Raw genomic sequence first — 21196 nt, 5'->3', positions numbered from 1 at the left:
AACCGTGTAAAAGACGATATAAAATATAGGAGATATATTTTAGTCCAATACAAATTATTTTTAATCAGCATAACTATAACTCATGAAATAAAAGGAGGATCCATATGGACATCAACAATCCGGATTCTACAAAATATAAATCGAATAAGCTGAATAGTACCTCGACCCCTATCAACAAGAGCTCCGATCATAAAAGCGCTCCTATCCCTAAGGTTTCCGCCCAACCTAAGCATACAACTGTAAGTTCCGCCGGTTTAAAACCGGGACAAGTATTAAAAGGAGAGGTTGTAGATATACGATATCAAGAAATTAAAATTCAATTGGATCCGGAAGATCAGGTAATTACAGCTAAAATGGATGGCAGTATTGAGTTATCCATCAATCAAAGCGCACGATTTCAAGTTATAGAGGCTCAGCCGGATCAATTAATATTAAAGTATCTGCCTGAAGCGGCAAAGCCTCTCCAGGATACTACCATCGAAAAAGCACTCAGCGCCTCCGGTCTGCCGGGTACTGATCGAAACCAAGCTATCGTCCAGGAGCTTCTTCATCATAGAATGCCCATAGATAAACAAACTTTACAATACTTAGTGAGGTATTCCCATAAAAACCGCGATGCCACGCCCGCTACTCTGGTCCTGATGCATAAGTATCATATCCCCCTCACAGAGTCTAATATACAGCAATTTGAAAGCTACCAAAAGGGTGAGCATCCAATTCTTCAACAATTAAATACTCTGACCGAAGATATCTTCGGGCTTTTAAAGTCACGGAAAGCTCCCGGCTCTCCTGACCCGACAGCCATAAATCAAAGGCTTCTATCCATGTTTACTATGGATACAGATCAGGATCTCACACAACAAACTGCCAAGCTCGCAAGCTTTCTGTCAAAAGACGAAATTGATCTATTTATGAAGGCAGTGATAATAAGTGATAACCAGATTTCAGCAGCTGATAACCATATGAATACCCTTGGATTATCGCACCGTATGGAACAGGCCTATCAAGATATCTTAAGTCGACAAGGCAAAGGTAATTTAACTCTTATGGATCTGATACGTGTGTTATCCGAACGCCCTAATAATAACTTAACCTTATCGACAACAGATCCTTTATCCTCAGAGGGGTCTCTACCAGTACAGGATATCAACCAAAATACCTCCGATAAGATCGCTGTCTCATACCGCTTAGAAAGTCTAAATCTTCCTACCCTGACATTTTCTTCTCATACAGATGGGTTAAAGGCTCTATTAAATCACGAGAATTTTATGAATCATCCGGCATATGCAACGCTGATGGATAAAATCGAGTTTTTCGGTAAGGACACATTAAACTTAAATTCAATCTTGAATTTACAGGAGCGGGAGAGCCTATCCCAAACACTTGGGGTTACTTCCGGAAAATTAAAAGATATGATACTTAACGATAATCTTCCCGTTAAGGACTTTTTACATATTATCACGGAGAATCCAGAGGTCTTTACGAAAAATGTTATGCAAAATCTGATCCTGCTACCGGAATATCAAAAGATATTAAAAGAGATGCTGCACCACAGATGGACTCTTAAGCCCGGGCAGCTTTCAAAACAGAATATGATTAACAATTTTTATGAACGGTTGAATGACGATATCGATGTTTTACGGCAGATGCTTCAAACAGAGCAACATTTATCAGATAATGCCTTATCAAAATCCACTACAAATATAGCAGATAAATTGAGTTTTATGAAGGATTTGAACCAAGTCTTTACTTGTTTTCAGATGCCGGTACAATTAAAGGATAGAGATATTCATAGTGAGCTTTATGTCTTTACAAAAAAGAAAGCTTTGAAGGATAATGATTCATTAAGCGTACTTCTCCGTCTGGACATGTCAAATCTGGGGAAGACAGATATTCATATAACCTTAAGTAATACCTTAATACAGGCAAATTTTTATCTTGAAAACAAGGAAACCTCGACATTAATTAGGTCTCATCTACCTGAATTTATTAGCAATATTGAAAAAAAAGGATACCGGGTGAAGGCAGAGGTAAAGGATGCTTATGATGCCTTTGATTTTGTTGACGATTTTATTGAACAAAATTCACAGGATAATTACATCAGCCGCTATTCCTTTGATATTCGTACGTAATTACTTCTCGTCTTTTTCTCCTGCGGAAGTGCGAATATCTTTAATTAAGTTTACAATACTTTCGGACTTGCCATAAATCAACATGTTATCTCCTTGTTCTAACCGATAGCCTGCATTCGGAAGATTGATAAGATTATCACCTTTGTCTATATTTAATACTAATATATGATACTTCTCCTTGAGTCCTGATTCATATATGGTTTTATTAATAAGAAAAGAATCTTTTTCAATAATAATACTGTAGATACCGTAGCCCTTGTTTTTATTTAAAAGCTGATAAACTCTGTTCTTTGATACCTCAATCAGCTTATTTTTAATAATTATTTTCTCTATTAATCTTTCAAATTTTAGAAGTATCCGGGGATTTTTAATGATGATAAAAAAAATAGTAAAAATAAGTACAATAATGATAAAATCCTTGATTTGTAGATTACTTGTAATTATATTTACAATAAATGAGATTAAGGTTGCTGTTCCGATATAACCCAAAATCATAACAATTTGCGCCAATCGCCTTCTGGTAGGATGTTTTACAATCAGTTCACTTTCCCTTGTGGTAAATCCTGTACCGGTTAGAATAGAAATTACCTGGAATTTTGCCTTTTCCTCGGTTAAGCCGGTCAGCCTGAATAAGACGGTTATAACCTCAATAATAATGATAAATAATATAGTAAATATCGTAAGATAAATCAACATAATATAGGCCCCCTTTCACATTACAGGATGAAAGATTTATCGAATACATAAAACCAACCAACAGCACAACTCCAAATATTCATGTAGTTGTTTCTTATATAACTTATATTTCATATAGATAACTTACTTTTTTCATACATAGAAAATGCACACCTATATTATACATTATTTAAGTTAAAATGTATCACTAGGGTGCATCTTTTTTATCATGATTAAAGTAACATAAGCACCATCCGTGCTTTCAGATACCATATATTGCCACAAAACTTATTCACTTATAACAATACATTGATATTCGGTAAAGTGCACAGCACCTTATGACGCTTTTATCATATCATATTAATCGTTCATAATCTACTCCTGCGTATCCAGCCTTTTATCATATTCTTCAAACACGTAGGATAGTATCGTTGCCATTCCAACAAATTCACATCCATACATCGTTTTGTTATCCTCTGCCGGTTGCCTTCTTACAATTTGAACGACGCAGTGTAAGGTATCTTCATTACCAAGATTGATATTCGCATTAAAATAATAACCTTCGGGAAGAACACTCTCAGAAAGAAATCCAATTCCGGTCTTTGAAATATTAATCACTTCAATCGGTGCATGTAAATTACTTACCCTGACATGATCCTGTTTATATAGGTTACTGATTTCTAAAGATAGGGTTACCGGCATTCTCTTTGCCTTTCTTCTTTCCTGCATGTTGATCCCTCCAATAATAAAATGTAATCTCGATTTTTGAGCTGTAGTTAAATATGTCACATTAATTGCCTAAATATTATATCAATGATATCTATTTATACTAATTATACCTTACATAAGGCTGATATACAATCACAATATGGAAAATCAGAGTAAATTATCCATGTTTATCACATCAATAAGGAAAGACGAATAGGGTGTGATTATCATCCATAAGAAGACCGTTTGCCGCCATCGGTACTTAGGTTGTGCCAGATTCCTAATTGTCACAATCTTATATACCGCTATGAACGGCATCGAGGGAAAACGTGTCTTTTGTTGGATGATAATTACACCCTATTTTTAAGACCTGATGTGTGATAAACATAAACTTTTATTTATCCAATAATTCCTTGACAATCTGATTTACCATTCCGGGATCGGCTTTCCCTTTCATCTCCTTCATAGTCTGACCCACAAGAAAGCCCATTGCTTTACTCTTACCTCCCTTGTAATCCGTAACTGATTGAGGATTATCGGCGATTACTTTCTCGATGGTAGAGCGTAAAAGACCATCATCAGATACCATTCCCAGACCATGCTTATCTACATATTCTTCCGGATCAATATTTTCCTTAAAGATCTTCTCAAAGACCTCTTTGGCTACGGTACGGTTAATTTTATTCTGATCTACCATTTCAATCAGTTTTGCCAAATGATCCGGAGAAAAGTTAATATCCTCCGCTTCCATCTCCTGTTCTTTAAGTAGTCTCATGGTTTCCACCATTAACCAGTTAGATACTTCTTTGGGTTTTTTACAGATAGCAACGGTCTCTTCAAACAAATCTGCCAGATGTTTCGATCCGGTTATTATGGATGCATCATAGGAAGGAATGTCAAATTCCTTCTCATACCGAAGCATTTTGTCATCACGAAGTTCAGGCTGCCTAGATCTTATGGTCTCCAGCCATTCATCACTGATTTCAATCGGAAGAAGATCCGGCTCAGGAAAATACCGATAATCCTGTGCATCCTCCTTAGAGCGCATGGCAAAGCTGGTATCCTTATTATCATCCCAGCGTCTGGTTTCCTGAACCACACACTTACCATATTCTAACAATTCAATCTGACGCTTTCTTTCCCCTTCAATCGCTCTTGCTATGGCCTTAAAAGAGTTCATATTCTTCATCTCAGTTCTGGTTCCAAGCTCTATGGCACCTACTTCTCTTACAGATAGGTTAATATCGGCACGAAGAGATCCTTCCTGCATTTTGCAATCGGATACACCCAGATACTGCAATATCAATCTCAGTTTTTCCAGATAGGCTACCACCTCTTCGGCACTGCGCATATCCGGCTCACTTACAATTTCGATCAAAGGAACGCCGCAGCGGTTATAATCAACCAAGGTACAATCCTCCCAAGGATCATGGATCAGTTTACCAGCATCCTCCTCCATATGAATTTCGTGAATTCGCACTGTTTTCTTACCGGCTGAGGTTTCGATCTCGATACCACCATCCCTGCAGATCGGAAGATAGAGTTGAGATATCTGATAAGCCTTAGGCAAATCAGGATAGAAATAATTCTTGCGGTCGAATTTACATCTTCGGGTAATAGAACAGTTTAGGGCTAAACCGGCCGCTATCGCATATTCAACTACCTGTTTATTTAAAACCGGAAGCGTTCCCGGCATACCGGTACAAACCGGACAACAATGGGTATTGGGATCCCCGCCAAATAAGGTGGTACAGGAACAAAAGATCTTTGATTTTGTAGCCAGCTCTACATGAACCTCTAAACCTATAACGGTTTCATATGCTTTCATATCTATTCTCCCTTCCCTTTTGTTATATCACTTGAAATATGTTTTGTTTCTTTATTAGTTTCAGTCAAAGATATCGGCCTCTCATACTTAACAGCCTGTTCAAAACTATAAGCAGCCCGTATGATATCTTTTTCCCCAAAGTGCTTTCCAATCAGTTGCAATCCAATCGGTAATCCCTTTTTATCCCTGCCACAGGGTAGGCTGACAGCAGGAAGACCGGCCAGGTTAACGGAAACCGTATAAATATCGGAAAGATACATTTTTAACGGATCGGATAAGCTTTCCCCCAGTCCCGGTGCGGTTACAGGAGCTGTCGGTCCTAGGATAATATCGTATTTTTCAAAGGCTCTTTGGAAGCCTTCATTAATGATAGCCCGAACCTTTAGCGCTTTATTATAAAATGCATCATAATAACCGGAGCTAAGTACAAAGGCACCTATCATCATCCTTCGTTTGACTTCGTTTCCAAAGCCTTCGCTTCTGGAGTTTTTATAAACATCCTGTAATCCCTCATAATTCTCTGTTCGATAGCCATACTTTACTCCATCAAATCTTGACAGGTTCGAGCTGGCCTCTGCACAGGCAATCACATAGTAAGAAGGAACAGCAAAATCAACACCGTGCATTTCAAATTCTTCTACAATAGCGCCCTTATTTCTAAAAATCTGTGCTGCATTTAATATACCTTCTCTTACCTCTTCATCCAGTCCTTTACCCAGATAATCCGTAGGAATACCAATTCGAAGCTGTTTGACATCATCGACCAGTGCTTCCCTATAGGAATAATTTAACTGATTTACAGAAGTAGAATCTTTTAAATCATGTCCTGAGATCACTTCAAGAGCCGCTGTACAATCTGATATGTTCCTACCGATGGTACCAATCTGGTCCAGAGAAGATGCATACGCTATTAATCCATAACGGGATACCGTACCATAGGTAGGTTTTATACCTGTAACACCACAGTAACCGGCCGGTTGCCTGATAGAACCACCGGTATCAGAGCCCAGAGCATAGAAGGCTTCCTCTGCCGCCACCGCCGCCGCAGAACCACCGCTGGAGCCGCCGGGTACGCACTCTGTATTCCAGGGGTTTTTCGTCGCTCCCAAAAAAGAGGTTTCCGTTGTACTCCCCATAGCAAATTCATCCATATTCGTCTTACCAATGATGATAGCTCCGGCCTGTTTTAGTTTCTCAATTACCGTTGCATCATAGGTAGGTACAAAGTTATATAAGATCTTGGAAGCGCAGGTGGTTTTTATCCCTCTTGTGCAGATATTGTCTTTCACTGCCATTGGTACACCGGCTAAGGTCGAATTAAAAAGCTCTCCTGCATCGATTCTTCTTTGTATTTCTTCTGCCTGAGTATAAGCTTCCTCTTCCATCATAGTAATATAACACTGATAGGAGGGGTCTCTTAACTTCATTATATCAAACTGTGCCTTAACAGCCTCTGCTACTGATATTTCCTTTTGTTTGATTGCCCTACCAAGGTCCAGAGCCGTCATTGTTGTAATATCCTTCATCCCTCTTCCTCCTATTCTACTGTTTTCGGAACTGCAAAGCTTCCATCCTTTTGCTTTGGTGCATTCTTTAATAACTCCTCACGATTGTTCTCATTTATAACAACATCCTCACGGAAGATGTTTTTAACCGGAAGTACATGGGACATAGGTTCTACACCTTCTGTATCCAGTTGATTCATGATTTCCATATAATCCAAAATATCCTCCAAGTCCTTTGCTATCTTTTTCTTTTCACCTTCCGTAACGGAAAGCTTCGCTAAGGCCGCAACATATTGAATGGTATCCTCTGTTATTTTCATACTATAACCTGCCTATAATTAGATTTGCCGGAGATTTTATTCTTTACGGTGCTCCTGCTTAGTCACCTCTTGGGGTCCATAATAAAATAAGATTTCATCCTTCTTGAAGATATAAACATTCAAGCATTCATTCCTATTCTTATGGATATTTCATTCATTTTCTTACGTTTATAGTCTCAATACTTTTCTAACAATATCATCATTATTCTTAAATTTAAGTATGAATGGTTTACTTTGATTATAATATATTTTCCCTAATCTGTCATAAAACGGAATGATTTATGGCTCCAATCGGGATACATCCCTAGGAAACAGTGTTGTTTCTCTTACATTTTGTTCGTCTAAAAGCTTCATGGTCAGACGTTCCAGTCCAATACCTAGGCCTCCATGGGGCGGCATTCCATGCTTATGAATCATCAGAAAATTCGTAAAATCTTCAGGGTTCATGCCCCTGGCCTCCATCTTCTTTACCTGTTCCCCATAATCATGAATTCGCTGACCGCCGGTTGTAATCTCCATTCCCTTAAAAAGCAAGTCAAAGCTTAGGGTGAATTTCGGGTCCGTGGGATCATCCATGGCATAGAAGGGTCTTTTTTTTGAAGGATAGTGGGTCACGAATACAAAATCACTGTCATATTCTTCTTTAAAATACCTTCCGATTAGAGTTTCTTCCTCTGGCTCCAAATCATAGGGATTTCTGATCTTTCGATTGTACTTTTCTGAAACCATTACCTTGGCGGCATCAAATCGAACCGATGGTATCTTATCAACCTTTGGCAGGGTAATATCTAAGATTTTTAACTCCTTTTCATAGGCTTTCTCTAAAAACGCAAAGGTATATCGAAGCATCTCTGTCTCCATTACCATAACGTCTTCAAAACCGTTGATATAACCCATCTCAAAATCCAGGCTGGTATATTCATTCAGATGTCTGGTGGTATTGTGTTTTTCTGCTCGAAACACCGGTGCTGCTTCAAATACCCTGTCATAAACACCTACCATGGTTTGTTTGTAAAACTGAGGACTTTGTGCCAAGAAAGCTTTCTTACCGAAATACTCCAGTTTAAAGACATTAGCTCCCCCTTCGGCATTACCTGCCACAATTTTAGGAGTTCTGATTTCCGTAAATTGTTGTGAAAACATAAAATCTCGAAATCCCCTTATAATACCTTCCTGAATTTTAAATACTGCTCTTTCTCTAATGTTTCGCAAAGAAACAGGTCGATAAGCCAGCTTGGTTTCCAGGGAAGTCTTCATCTTCCATTTTGATATCGGAAGCGGCATCATACAACCATCCAATGGCGAAGATAATATCTGAATATCCGATAAAAGAACCTCAAAACCCTGGGGTGCTCTTTCCTCCTGATGAACGATTCCTTCCACTAAAACCGTCATTCCTTCCTTCAAATCCTTAACACAACCGTTTATCTTTCCTTCTTCCCATACACATTGGATTAAACCCTCTCTTTTTCTTAATACAAGAAATGCAAATTCACCCATATCTCTGATTGTATGAATCATACCGTTAATCTTTACGTTTCCTGTAAATCCACTCTCAAGAATATCGCTGATTTCATGGGTATCCTTTTTCCTAAAGCCTGTTATAAAATCCATAGCCATCCTCCTATCTGGTTTTTCTTTTACTAAGTTTATGTTTTATATCATTCCAGACTGTGTCTTCTTTCTCATACTTCGTAACCTTTGAAGTACACAGTCTCCTAAAAAGACCAAAGAGCTTGCCTTGGCAAACTCTCGCGCCGAGCGCGGTCGGTAAAACCGACAAAATTCCTTACGCGCGAGTGTGCATCCTGCCTAGAAGGCTTTTTATGATATAGGAAATTCGGAGAAATTTCCTATATCATAAAAAAAGTCCCGAAGAATGTAATTTCACAATCACATTCTTCGGGACGAGATTTTTTACTTGCTATGACATGACTGTATCCTGTCATAAGTCGTTTTCCCGCGGTACCACCCGCATTGAGAGTATAACTCTCCGCTTTCCATGCACTTAACGCGTGCCACGCATGAACCTACTAATCGTTCAATCCACGGGCTCTGGAGTGTTCCGTATTCTACTTATTACCATTGGTGTGCTCTCAGTCGGTGACTCACCATTCCTGTCATTCGGTCATTGGGTAGAATAAAGTCTCCTTCTTTGCCGATGTCTTTATTTAGATAAAAAAATACAAAGGTATTGTATTATCCGCAACACCTTTGTTGTTGACCTATATTATCATATATTTTATGCAATAGCAAGCAAAATATTTATTATTATAAAATTAATTATCAAAATACTATTCTAGAAAGCTGATAATTCTATCTGCATACTCCGCATCCTTCTCCGGATCTAAAAACGCATCCTCTTTCTCCATAAAATGTAATTCCTCTACCTCTTACCCATTTTTTACCTGCTCAGGTGCATTTTTCATAATCCTCCAATGTTTGCATAAGGAACCCGGGAATCTTTGCCATCCATGAAGAAGGCAGATCCTTCCTTTCTTTTTAAATATGACTTAATTATATGAGTATGCTATATATAAAACCGCCCCACAATTTTACTCCATACTCAAGGATAGTTCAGGGAACACAGATCGGTAATAATCTTTTTTTATAATCATCTGAGATACCGTAAATTTATTTTTAATAATTTTATTCAGGTTTTTAATATAATCCTCCGGCAGTTCCTCTTGCGTCAATTGAATCACTTCACCTGTTTGTGAATTAAACATAACCTTATCCGTAATAAAGCTTCTGTTATTTAAAATCACTAAAGGCTCTGCCTCAGAGAAGATGTCCCGTCCCATTAAAAGCCTTGAATCGTATTCAAATCCAAAGAGGTTGGATAAGGTTGGAAGGATATCCAGACTAGAGGCCGGTTTTTCTACAACAATGCTCTCCTCCATACCGGGGGTCCATAAGATAAAATGATTTCGATATACCTCAAAATTAGGATCCACTTCATGTCCGGCAATCTCATCCAGTTTGTCTTTTTCCCATCCATAGGGATAATGATCTGCACTTAAAGCGATAACGGTTTTGTCTGCTACTCCGGCCTCTGTCAGCCTTCGGATTAACTCCTCCAAGGCTTTATCCAATTCAACCTGACAGGCAATATATGCTCTTACATCTGAGGAATAGGGTAAATCCTTAACAAAGTCCTTGTTTTTACTGGACATACTGTTACCTACAAAGGTGTAATTCATATGCCCACTTACTGTCAGATAATATACATGAAACTGTTCTTCGTCTGTGTATTCATCCACCGTATGGTTAATCATTTCCAGATCAGATCCCGGCCAGACATCAGATTCCAGAACAAGTCCATTCCCCTTAGCTTTAAAAATATATCCCAAATTAGGATGTGTTTCATTTCGTTGATAATAGGTATAAGTATGATTATGATATGCCTTGCTCTCAATTCCCAGACGATTAAACTGATGCCCCAAAGCAAACGGCATCAAATTATTCCTGGAATGATACATACTTCTGGTGCCTACCGGTATTAAGCCGGTCATGGCAACAAATTCGCCATCACTAGTACTGGTTTGCCACAGTGCAGTATAAAAATTGTTAAATATAAATCCTTCCTTCGTAAGCTTATAAAGAGTAGGTGTTTTCTCCTGATGTACCGCATAAGGTGAGAACCCTTCTGCTGTAATCATAATCAGATTGTAACCCTTAAACATACCCGTGTATTCATTCTTATTCGTCGGGGTAACCGAAGAGAAATACTGATGAAGCGTTTTAATCGTCTCATCCTTTTCATCCTTTGCTAGAGCCACAAAATCAATATTCATGATGTTAGGAGATGTATCGATCGGTGTCGGTGTCGGTGGTGGTGTGGGAGTCAGAATCACAGTGACTCCCGGTTCCTTTTGCTCAGGCACTGGCGTAACCTCTTTTTTGGGTTCCGATATTTTCTTAGGAACCGTCGTGGGAACAACTGTGGGTTCCTGCTCTAACATATCCCATGTAATTGCAGAAGTATCTGCTAAAACCAGTTCATCTTCCCCAAAGATAAGCTTCGTAAGATCAAAACGAGTCAGTGTTACCACACCCAGTTGTTTACCGCACAAATCAGGAACCTTGCTTTTATGATATAAATCATATGGGGTATAATCCCCAACGCCGAATAAAAATAAAGCTAGAAGAGCAACTAGATGCGCTCCGAGCATTCCTGTTAACAAGATTGCCTGTTTCTTAATATTTCTCTTTTCACAGTGAAAGAATCTATGTATAAATATTGCCAATACCAGTAATGGTAATAATATTAGCAAAAATACAATGATATTATCTCGAATTGCTGTGGTAATATCTCCACCGAACTCTGATATAGCATCATCTGCCATACCTATCGTTTGAAAGGAAAAAAACACCTTAAATACAGAATAATAAATTAGTTGAACGGCAAAAATCAGACAGGTGATAACCGTCAAAAACCACATTAATATAATATTAACAATCCTTTTAAAAATTCCGGTCAGAAAAGTAAAAAGAATTCCTATGGGAACAGCATATAAAAACGGGTAAATAATCTTGCTGTCAATCCCTCTGTAAAAATGCAAATGTAATACTAACTCCAGATATATGATAAGTCCGACAAAGAATATTAAGGGAGTTGAAAAATTGTTTTTTAGTTTAATCCTAAAAAAAGAGATTCCTCTTTTTAAAACTTGTTTTATTTTATTTCTGGCACCAGATGCTTCCTCAGATAGATTATCACTTGTCCCAGCTATCGTTTCATCTGATCCTTCGTTTAATTTATTATCTACATCTTTTTCAATTTCTTTGTTGTTTACAGCATTTTTATTAATAGTAGATACCGCAATCTCTTTTTTCTTATTACTCAGTTCTGGATCTGCTATGATAGCGCTCCTATTTTTTTTGAACGGTTTTTTTATCATTTAGATGTTACCTTCTTTCAAAAGAGATACTTCCTTTTCCACCTTTGCTGTAAACATTGGCGATGGCACCATTGATCATAGTAAACTGGGGTTGCTTATGTCCTATATCCGCATCCATAATGATTGGTACATTTAATTCTCCTAACACAGCTAATAACACTTCCTCATAAGAGGTGTCGGTATAGGTTTTATACATAGCAGGTCGACCGAAAATAAAACCTTTAGCCTGGGAAAACCACCCTGCTTCCTTTAACTGCCATAACCCTCTGGCTAATGCTTCGCTTCCCAAATCAAAACTTTCTAAATACCATAGAATACCATCCGTCTGATATCTGTTTATAAACTCTTTGGTTTTATCAAATCCGGTTCCAACCAGATTAAGAAGTACATCAAGGCAACCTCCCAGTGCACGACCGCTAAAATGTATTTCATCCTCTCTTTTCATAGTTGGAAATATATTCTTCCAGTTGACATTTTCCTCTAAGAAGAAACCTTCCAAACCGGTAACTCTTTTCTTATATCCGTCCTGATATCGATCAAAGCTGTTTTGAACAATATCCTGTCCTTCTAAAATCCTTATGTTTTCATAAAGAGATCTGTGCCATTGTTCCATACCAAAGCTACTAAAATTATTCCCATAGATTGTAGCCATATCCAGATGAGTTGTTAAGGTATAAGTCATTCCGGTATTATCAGAAAAACCCTGAAACCATTTTGGATAAGATTGTATGGCATCAAAATCTAAATGAGGAAGCATTTCAAACAAATAATCTCCTCCACTGGCAGCCATAATAATACCCACTTCCGGATCTTCCATCAGCTGCAACAATTCTTTTGCTCTGGTCTTACCATCGGAACTTCGGCCTTTTATACATTTCCTCACATTATCAGTTTCAACAACCGGATATCCTAAGCTGTTAAAATGCTTTATAGCACTTTCAAGTCTTACAATATCTACCTCTGTTTCAAAGCCGGCTGATGTGGCTGTAACCCCGATTTTATATCCTTTGGCCAAATTCTTTGGATAGATCACTATGCATTCCTCCTAAATAATCTCTGAGTGTTAGTATACCATTTTCGGTAAATTTTTTCAACGCAAAAAGCCCTGTTAAAGGACACCTCATCAATTATGTCTACCGCTGACATAATCAACTTTGTGTCCTCCAACCTGTGTATTAAGTAAGTCATTCTTCCTACTTATCCACGATATAACAGTCAATTTATGAGTTTATCAGTTATACTATCATTATCTTTGGTGTTATTTTGAGAGTTTATCAATAATACTTCTGATTTCCTCCAGCTTTTCTTCTGTATTTCCTGTTTCAACTGCTTCCTTTAAGCATGAATTAATATGCCCGTGAAGCACCTCCTGATTTACTTTCTTAAGTATCGCTTCTGTAGCCATAATCTGATTGGAGATATCTATGCAATAGCGATCCTCCTCTAACATATTTAAAATTCCATCAATCTGTCCCCTGGCAGTTTTTAACAAACGGCTTACCTTTGCCCTATCTGCTTTCATAGTACCGGCTTCCTCCGATCTAATATTTCAATCACATATATATTTATCTTTGACTTCATACCCCTGGGGGGTGTATATCATTATCATAATCTGCTTGGACTTATCTGTCAATCATTTTTACATTAGATATCAACAGCGCGATCGGTAAAATCAACAAAAATTGCTTTCGCACGAGCGTACGTCCTGCCTGGAAGGCTTTTTATGATATAGGAATATCATAAAAAAGACTGCCCCAAGAAATCTCATCTTATACCAAAAGCAGTTGTTTACACCGTTTTTTGAATGTAGGTGATTTATAACAACTTCGCATAAGGATGAAAAATCTTGTAGCAGTGTTATTTAATAAATATCGTATTTTTTATATTTGGTAATAAAAATCAATAGCATGATATTGATATTTACGAAATTTTCGTATCACAATTATAACTTTTTAATCCTTTCAATTGCTTCTAATGTGTTCTCATAGGTTCCGAAAGCGGTCAGACGGAAGTAACCCTCACCGCTAGGTCCAAAGCCTGAACCGGGAGTACCTACCACATTTGCCTTTTCCAACAGATAATCAAAGAATTGCCAACTGGTCATTCCTTTTGGTGTCTCTAGCCAGATATACGGAGCATTCACACCTCCGGATACGGTATAGCCTGCGGATAATAATCCTTCTCTGATTATCGTAGCATTCTTCATATAATAAGCAATCTGCTCCATAGTCTGTTTCTTTCCGGCCTCAGAATAAACAGCTGCTCCGGCAGCCTGAGTAATATAGGGAGCTCCGTTAAATTTCGTTCCATGACGTCTTGCCCATAGACTGTTAAGCATCACATCACCGGATTTTAATTCCTTCGGTACTACGGTATAACCAAGTCTGGTGCCTGTAAATCCGGCATTCTTGGAGAAGCTACGGATTTCTATGGCACAGGTCTTAGCTCCCTCACATTCATAAATGGTATGAGGAACATTCTCCTCAGAGATATAAGCTTCATAAGCAGCGTCATAAATAATAACAGCACCCACTTTATTCGCATAATCCACCCATTTTTGCAGTTCATCCTTAGTAATTGTTGAACCAGTAGGATTATTCGGGAAGCATAAATAGATGATGTCCGGTTGTTCCTTCGGAAGCTCCGGTGCAAAATTGGTTTCCTTTGTACAGGGCATATAAATAACATTGGTCCATTTTCCAATCTCCGGTATATACTCTCCGGTTCTGCCTGCCATTACATTAGAATCCACATAGACCGGATATACAGGATCACATACGGCTATTTTATTATTTACGTCAAAAATCTCTTGTATGTTAGCGGAATCACTTTTTGCTCCGTCACTAACAAAGATTTCATCCGTTGCTATCGTAACTCCTCTGGTTCTATAATCATTTTCCGTTATTGTCTGACGAAGAAAGTCATATCCCAGATCAGGTGCATATCCCTTAAAGGTATCCTTCCTTGCCATCTCCTCCACTGCAATATGCAAAGCGTCAATCACAGCAGGAGCTAAGGGAAGAGTCACATCCCCAATTCCCAAACGGATAATTTTCTTATCCGGATTCGCTTCGGTAAACTCTCTAACCTTCTTACCAATGGTAGAAAATAAATAACTTCCGGGTAACTTTAAGTAATTTTCATTAATTTTGAACATTATGATACCAAGCCTTTCTTATCTTTTCATTTGAAATATATAATATACATTTTATTGTCTTCTATAGCTCTATTTCACCATCAAATACTTTTTTTGCAGGACCTGTCATAAATACGATATTCTTTTCTTCATCATATCGTATCTTCAGTTCTCCGCCAAGTAATGTCACTGTCACTTCCTTGTCTGTATAACCATTCAGGATACAGGCTATCACACTGGCACAGGCACCGGTGCCACAGGCTAAGGTTTCGCCAGACCCCCGTTCCCATACACGCATATGTATGTGACTTCGATCAACTACTTGTACGAATTCTGTATTTACTCTTTCAGGAAATATCTCATGATTTTCAAATAAAGGACCTATAGTCTCAATCGGTACTAAATTCGTGTCTTCTACAAAAACTATTGCATGGGGATTTCCCATAGAAACGCATGTGATATGATATACAGCGTCTCCGACTGTAATTGGTTCATTCACTACATTCTCTTTTTCTGATACAACCGGAATGGATGAGGGTTTCGTTATGGGCGGGCCCATATTTACCGTAACCAAAGATACTTTATCATCTTCAACGGTTAAATCCAGTTCTTTAACCCCGCTCAGGGTTTCAATTAAAACCTGCTTTTTCTGTGTTAGTTTATTATCATAAACATACTTTGCAACGCAACGTATCCCATTACCGCACATCTGAGCTCTCGACCCATCCTGATTATACATATCCATCATAAAATCCGCTTTATCCGAGGGTCTGATTAGAATTAGTCCGTCGGAGCCAATACCAAAATGTCTGTCACTGACTTTTCTGGCTGTTTCAGGTATATGGTCAATAAGCTTTTTTGTACAATCCACATACACATAATCATTGCCACAACCTTGCATTTTCGTAAACTTCAATAATCTCACCGCCTTTTTCATTTATCTTAATCGACGTTTGCATTATATCAAATACTCACCTATAGGTAAAGGCATCTTTTAAGAATAGAACATACGAATCACAATCTCTGCCATCTCCACCATGTTTGTTCCGCTATCCATACTATTCTTTTGTAGATATCTGTGAGCCTCTTCCTCTGTCAGGTTGTTTCGATCCATTAATATCAGCTTAGCCTTCTCAATCGTATTCTTCTCTTCTTCTGTTCTCGTCTTAGGCTTATCTTTTTCCTTCTTCTTTCTTCTCTGATATTGGTAGGTCATCATCTGTAGTGTATTCAATAAATCATGGGTCTTAACCGGCATACGTAAACAGACTATGTTTTCCTGACTATATTCCAGCTTCTGTGGGGAAGCCACCAAAAGCATCTCGAAGCCTTTCGGTAAATAGTTATTTAATTCACTATAGTGCATATCTGAGAATCGATATCCGCATACTACAATACCTTCATCTAAATCGTTTGCAAGCGTGACAATCTGTGCACCAAGAGTACAGGGTTCACTAACATTATAACCATTTCTGACTAAGACATTTTTGATACTCGCTGCATCTTCATATTTGGGAAATCCCACAATAATACTAAACAAATCTGTTCACCTCCGCTCTTTATGCCATTTCTTACCATACACTATTTACATTGCTACCTTGTACATACGGTATACCCGAACCTTATTATGATATCATTTGGGCAAAACTGAGTATTACAATAAGAGCAGCAGGTTATGTAAAAGTGCCTGTGCCGTCATAAATTGAGATGAACAGATTAATACCTATATAAATACTGATCAATTTCCCATTGAGTTACCTGTGTTCTATAATTGTCCCACTCAGCTTTCTTAGCTTCAATGTACTTTCTACTGATGTGTTCACCGAGAACATTTTTAATAAAATCATTTTTTTCTAAGGCTGTAACTGCCTCTTCTAAACTTGCAGGCAGATTGTGTACCTTAAAAGCTTCTCTTTCTTCTAAGGGCATGGAAAAAATATTTTTATCCACACTTTCCGGTGGCAATAATTTATTTTTAATCCCGTCAAGACCTGCCGCCAGACATACAGCCAAGGTTAGATAAGGATTCGCAGATGGATCCGGACATCTAAGCTCCAGCCTTGCAGAATCCCCTCTACCGGCGGGAATTCGAATAAGCGGACTACGGTTGTTGGCTGACCAAGCAATATAAACCGGTGCTTCATAGTTAGGTACAAGCCTTTTATAGGAATTCACCAAAGGATTGGTAATTGCAGCAATACCGCCAATATGTTTCATAATACCCGCAATAAAATAATAAGCCTCTTGGCTTAGACCTAATTTATCCTTAGGATCATCGAAGGCATTTTTACCATCTTTTTTTAAGGACATATTGACATGCATGCCGGATCCGTCTACTCCATATTTCGGTTTTGGCATAAAGGTAGCATGTAATCCATGTCTTTTCGCTATGGTACGGGCAACCAGTTTGAAGGTCATAATATTGTCTGCTGTTTTCAATGCTTCATCATACTTAAGATCAATTTCGTGTTGTGCCGGAGCCACTTCGTGATGGGAAGCTTCAACTGTAATATCCATTTCCTCTAAGGTAAGTACCATATCTCTTCTCGCATTTTCACCAAGGTCCAGAGGTCCTAGGTCAAAATAACCGGCTCTTTCATGGGAAATGGTAGTTGGCTGCCCATTTTCACTCTGATGGAACAGAAAAAATTCCAATTCAGGGCCGACATTAAAGGTATATCCCAGTTCAGCGGCTTCCTTAATTACTTTTTTCAAAACATATCTGGGGTCCCCGGCAAATTGATTGCCATCCACGGTATATACATCACAAATTAATCTGGCTACCTTACCCTGCTGTGGTCTCCATGGAAATGTAACATAGGTATCCAGATCCGGATATAAATACATATCTGACTCCTCAATTCTTACAAATCCCTCAATGGATGATCCGTCAAACATGCATTCATTGTTTAAAACCTTCTCTAACTGTCCGGTCGTTACTGCTACATTCTTTAAATTACCGAACATATCAGTAAACTGTAGTCTAATAAATTCAACATCATCCTCTTCTACCATTCTTATAATATCCTGTTTCGTATAATGTTTCATAACCTTCACTCCTTATCTTTTATTCAAGACAACATGGATTACAAGCGAAGCTTGCAGATGTTGTACATTATGATTTTCACTTACAGTTACTACGTGCATGATATCCAATTCTATAGTTTTAGCCAATACTTACAATCTGATTAACCTAAAAACAGGGTTACCATAATAATTATATAAACAAGCATTTTATATATAGATTTATACATTTGTACTTCAAGTTATACCTGAAAATGTTATTTACAGAACAAAGAGTTTACTTTAGCGCTCATATCATAAAAAAGGGCAAAGGAGGTACATATTACGGTACTCCTTTGCCCATGTTATTACGATAATACCAGTTAGACTGTTATATTGTCAATATGAAATATCAAGCTTATCCAACTTTGTCTGCACAGTCATGAAGCAAAGGTAAGTCACTTATCTTTAATTGCAGCTAACAAGATAATAATTATTGATGGAGTATTCTTATGGAATACCGTTCTATATCCTCTGTTTATGAAAGACTTTGGGTATATAAAGCTTCCAGATCGTTTTGTGTAGGTATTATCTTGGAATTCTGAATATTTTTTGCTTGAATGGCTATCCCTGAAAACTTTTTAATCTCCTCGGGGGTAAGCGTTTCCCTTTCTCCTAACAGTTCATGAAACAGAATATCCAGCTCATCATTGGAATTTAGCTTCATAGCTGTCAATATTGTTTTTACCTTTGCGAAATCACTTTTTTCAATAAATTTCAGAAAACCGGGTAGTAACAAAGCATTTGCTCTTCCATGGTCAATATTTCGAAAATAAGTTAAAGAATATCCCATAGAATGAACCGCTGTTGTTCCGGTATGAGCGATTACAATTCCTGCAAGCATGGATCCATATAACAGTTGTTCCCTAACCTTCTCCGGAATTTGAGGTGACTGCTCTTCTTTGGCTTTTTTCAAAACAGAAAGACTATCCGATAACTTTAAGATACTTTCAACCGCCAATGAATCCGTCAGATCGGTAGAACGTATGGACAGCATTCCTTCAATGGAATGGGATAATGCATCCAGTGCTGTATTGATGGTTATTTCCATCGACAGATCCTTCATATATTTCGCATCAAGAAAAGAAAGCTTTGGAAAAAGTACAGAAGTTGCTATGCTCTGCTTGGTTTTCGCTCTGTCATTGGTCAAGATAGAATATTGTGTTACTTCTGACCCTGTACCTGCTGTGGTGGGAACCATAACTAGTGGCAGTGCTTTCGTTTCATATTTTCCTTGAAACAAATCCTCTTCTGTGATATTCTGCGTTGCCAGTAATGCTATGGCTTTCGCCGCATCCATAGGAGAACCTCCTCCTATACCGATGATAAAATCCACTTCCTGTTCCTTCGCTAATTCTGCACCTTCAAAGACACAATCAACTGTAGGATTGCTCATTACTTTATCAAAAATTGTATAAGATATTCCTACAATATCCAATGCCTTTGTAATATCCCTTTGTGAACCGTTTAATCTTGCTGAATTTTTACCGGTTACGATCAACGCCTTAGTCCCAAAGCTTCGAAACAAATCAACATTTATCTCAATACAATTCTTGCCTTGCACTACCTTTGTGGGCATAAAAAAATTAATATCCATATGCAGTCCTCCCTAGTTACAGGAAGTTGTTAAAAACTAATCAGACGCTGTTACAAAATGAATTTTAAGGAGTACGACTTACCTCACACATATTCATTTTGTAACAGTCATAGCTTATGCATGTTTTCAACAACCCCTTTTCATATTACTTATATCAATTATACCGTCTATATAGACATTGTCAATATAGACCGACACGGCAACCATATGGTAATAATGTATACTATTTTGCAGATTGCTAGTTGTATTTTGTCTAAAACTGTTATATACTAAATTAAGTAAATTTGGTGGGGAGGTGTAAGTTTGCTGATTGATGAGCTACCTAAGGGTGGGAATATCGAATTAGAGGTAAAATACAGCGGTCAAGCCATGTCATTTCGTAGTAATATTATCGCAATAAAAAATAATTCCGTATTAATAACTGCCGTTAAAGTAAATGATCAAACAATTGGCTTCTCCGAAAAATGCCAGATTAACTTTTTATTTAAAACTGATGGAAAAGTGTTTTTATGGGAAAAAATAGATGTTAAGCTTGTAAAATATGACGGTCAAATCTGCCATAAAATCGATTTATATGGTGAAGGTAAATCTTATAATCGTCGAGAATCCTACCGATTGTACATAGGCGAGGATATGCCTCTTTATGTTAACACAGCCTCCGGGCCCTCTGCTATTTCTGTTCTCGTTAAGGATATTTCGGAAACAGGTGTGGCTTTTATCACAAAGGACGAGATTGATATCGATCGAACCATACGTTTAAAACTGAAAGATAATAATACTCTTATCAGTTTATCAGGCGTGGTATTAAGAAAGGAATATTTGCCAAATCTAGACTCTAATCTTTATGGTTGCAGATTTAATGAAAAGAACAATATGTTGGGTAAATATATTGCTAAGAAGCAAGGTGAACAATTAAGAAAGAAAGCTCCCAGCTATTCTTCCCCTCCTACTAGAGAAAGAAAAAAATAAACCTCCATAAATCTAACTAGTTAATAGAATAAATATTAATATATTAACCAATAGACAAGGGGCTGTCGCACCAGCGGTTCAGTTGGCATAACTGCTGGTGGGCAGCTCCTTTTTTGCTCACTTTTTAGGATTTGACCAGAAAACTTCCAAGTGTATCGGTGTGATTTTATATAATGGCGTACTTTAATAGGTCTAATTGTTTTTAGGCGTATGTCTTTTGTGATGTTTTTTCAAGCTTAAAATATATGCAGTTCCTTACTTATGATTCTTTCAAGATTTTCTTTTCGCATTCGATTATGTAAGTTATTTTTGTATTCGCATGCTTATATATTAACATAAACCCCATTCTTTTCGAAGTC

16 protein-coding genes are annotated in these 21196 nt (G+C 37.8%); 2 read left to right on the top strand and 14 right to left on the bottom strand.

Features of this window, described 5'->3' with window-relative positions; translation table 11 throughout:
* The first annotated feature begins 104 nt into the window (after nucleotides 1-104).
* Nucleotides 105-2132: a flagellar hook-length control protein FliK gene (fliK, locus tag I5677_RS06490; protein ID WP_197660760.1), complete on the top strand. Its 2028-nt coding sequence runs from the start codon at nucleotides 105-107 to the stop codon at nucleotides 2130-2132.
* On the opposite strand, the gene I5677_RS06485 is transcribed toward fliK, so the two are convergent.
* The 14 genes from I5677_RS06485 to I5677_RS06420 form a co-directional block, all read right to left on the bottom strand.
* Nucleotides 2133-2828, bottom strand: a complete 696-nt coding sequence (locus tag I5677_RS06485) for a TrkA C-terminal domain-containing protein (RefSeq protein WP_197660759.1) — start codon at nucleotides 2826-2828, stop codon at nucleotides 2133-2135.
* A 354-nt stretch (nucleotides 2829-3182) separates the two neighbouring features.
* Nucleotides 3183-3536, bottom strand: coding sequence for a PilZ domain-containing protein (locus I5677_RS06480; protein WP_197660758.1), 354 nt, complete (start codon nucleotides 3534-3536; stop codon nucleotides 3183-3185).
* A 373-nt stretch (nucleotides 3537-3909) separates the two neighbouring features.
* On the bottom strand, nucleotides 3910-5343 hold the full coding sequence (gatB, locus tag I5677_RS06475; RefSeq protein WP_197660757.1) for an Asp-tRNA(Asn)/Glu-tRNA(Gln) amidotransferase subunit GatB: 1434 nt from the start codon (nucleotides 5341-5343) through the stop codon (nucleotides 3910-3912).
* Between the two features lie 2 nt (nucleotides 5344-5345).
* A complete protein-coding gene (gene gatA, locus I5677_RS06470; protein WP_197660756.1) occupies nucleotides 5346-6869 on the bottom strand; it encodes an Asp-tRNA(Asn)/Glu-tRNA(Gln) amidotransferase subunit GatA in 1524 nt (507 codons plus the stop codon).
* An 11-nt stretch (nucleotides 6870-6880) separates the two neighbouring features.
* Nucleotides 6881-7168, bottom strand: a complete 288-nt coding sequence (gene gatC / locus I5677_RS06465) for an Asp-tRNA(Asn)/Glu-tRNA(Gln) amidotransferase subunit GatC (RefSeq protein WP_197660755.1) — start codon at nucleotides 7166-7168, stop codon at nucleotides 6881-6883.
* A 279-nt stretch (nucleotides 7169-7447) separates the two neighbouring features.
* The gene (aspS, locus tag I5677_RS06460; RefSeq protein ID WP_197660754.1) at nucleotides 7448-8782 is read right to left on the bottom strand and encodes an aspartate--tRNA(Asn) ligase; all 1335 of its coding nucleotides are present in this window, start codon (nucleotides 8780-8782) and stop codon (nucleotides 7448-7450) included.
* A gap of 941 nt (nucleotides 8783-9723) precedes the next feature.
* Entirely contained in the window at nucleotides 9724-12072 is a 2349-nt protein-coding gene (locus I5677_RS06455) for an LTA synthase family protein (protein ID WP_197660753.1), read from the bottom strand.
* A 7-nt stretch (nucleotides 12073-12079) separates the two neighbouring features.
* Nucleotides 12080-13105: a S66 family peptidase gene (locus I5677_RS06450; protein WP_197660752.1), complete on the bottom strand. Its 1026-nt coding sequence runs from the start codon at nucleotides 13103-13105 to the stop codon at nucleotides 12080-12082.
* A 225-nt stretch (nucleotides 13106-13330) separates the two neighbouring features.
* Complete coding sequence (locus I5677_RS06445) at nucleotides 13331-13594, bottom strand: metal-sensing transcriptional repressor (RefSeq protein WP_197660751.1); 264 nt, start codon at nucleotides 13592-13594, stop codon at nucleotides 13331-13333.
* A 420-nt stretch (nucleotides 13595-14014) separates the two neighbouring features.
* The gene (locus I5677_RS06440) at nucleotides 14015-15229 is read right to left on the bottom strand and encodes an LL-diaminopimelate aminotransferase (RefSeq protein ID WP_197660750.1); all 1215 of its coding nucleotides are present in this window, start codon (nucleotides 15227-15229) and stop codon (nucleotides 14015-14017) included.
* 61 nt (nucleotides 15230-15290) lie between these two features.
* Nucleotides 15291-16124 carry a diaminopimelate epimerase gene (gene dapF / locus I5677_RS06435; RefSeq protein ID WP_197660749.1) on the bottom strand — a complete coding sequence of 278 codons (834 nt, stop codon included), beginning with the start codon at nucleotides 16122-16124 and terminating at the stop codon, nucleotides 15291-15293.
* Nucleotides 16125-16202: 78 nt separating this feature from the next.
* Nucleotides 16203-16748, bottom strand: a complete 546-nt coding sequence (locus I5677_RS06430; protein WP_197660748.1) for an ANTAR domain-containing response regulator — start codon at nucleotides 16746-16748, stop codon at nucleotides 16203-16205.
* A 176-nt stretch (nucleotides 16749-16924) separates the two neighbouring features.
* Nucleotides 16925-18256, bottom strand: a complete 1332-nt coding sequence (gene glnA, locus I5677_RS06425) for a type I glutamate--ammonia ligase (RefSeq protein WP_197660747.1) — start codon at nucleotides 18254-18256, stop codon at nucleotides 16925-16927.
* 493 nt (nucleotides 18257-18749) lie between these two features.
* On the bottom strand, nucleotides 18750-19868 hold the full coding sequence (locus tag I5677_RS06420; RefSeq protein ID WP_197660746.1) for an iron-containing alcohol dehydrogenase family protein: 1119 nt from the start codon (nucleotides 19866-19868) through the stop codon (nucleotides 18750-18752).
* Nucleotides 19869-20171: 303 nt separating this feature from the next.
* Between I5677_RS06420 and I5677_RS06415 the strand changes: the two genes are divergently transcribed.
* Nucleotides 20172-20837, top strand: a complete 666-nt coding sequence (locus I5677_RS06415; RefSeq protein ID WP_197660745.1) for a flagellar brake protein — start codon at nucleotides 20172-20174, stop codon at nucleotides 20835-20837.
* Nucleotides 20838-21196 lie beyond the last annotated feature (359 nt).

The organism is Mobilitalea sibirica, assembly GCF_015999265.1.
Classification (GTDB): domain Bacteria; phylum Bacillota; class Clostridia; order Lachnospirales; family Lachnospiraceae; genus Mobilitalea; species Mobilitalea sibirica.
Note: the sequence above shows the minus strand (reverse complement) of the source record. Positions and strands in the feature narration are given on the sequence as shown.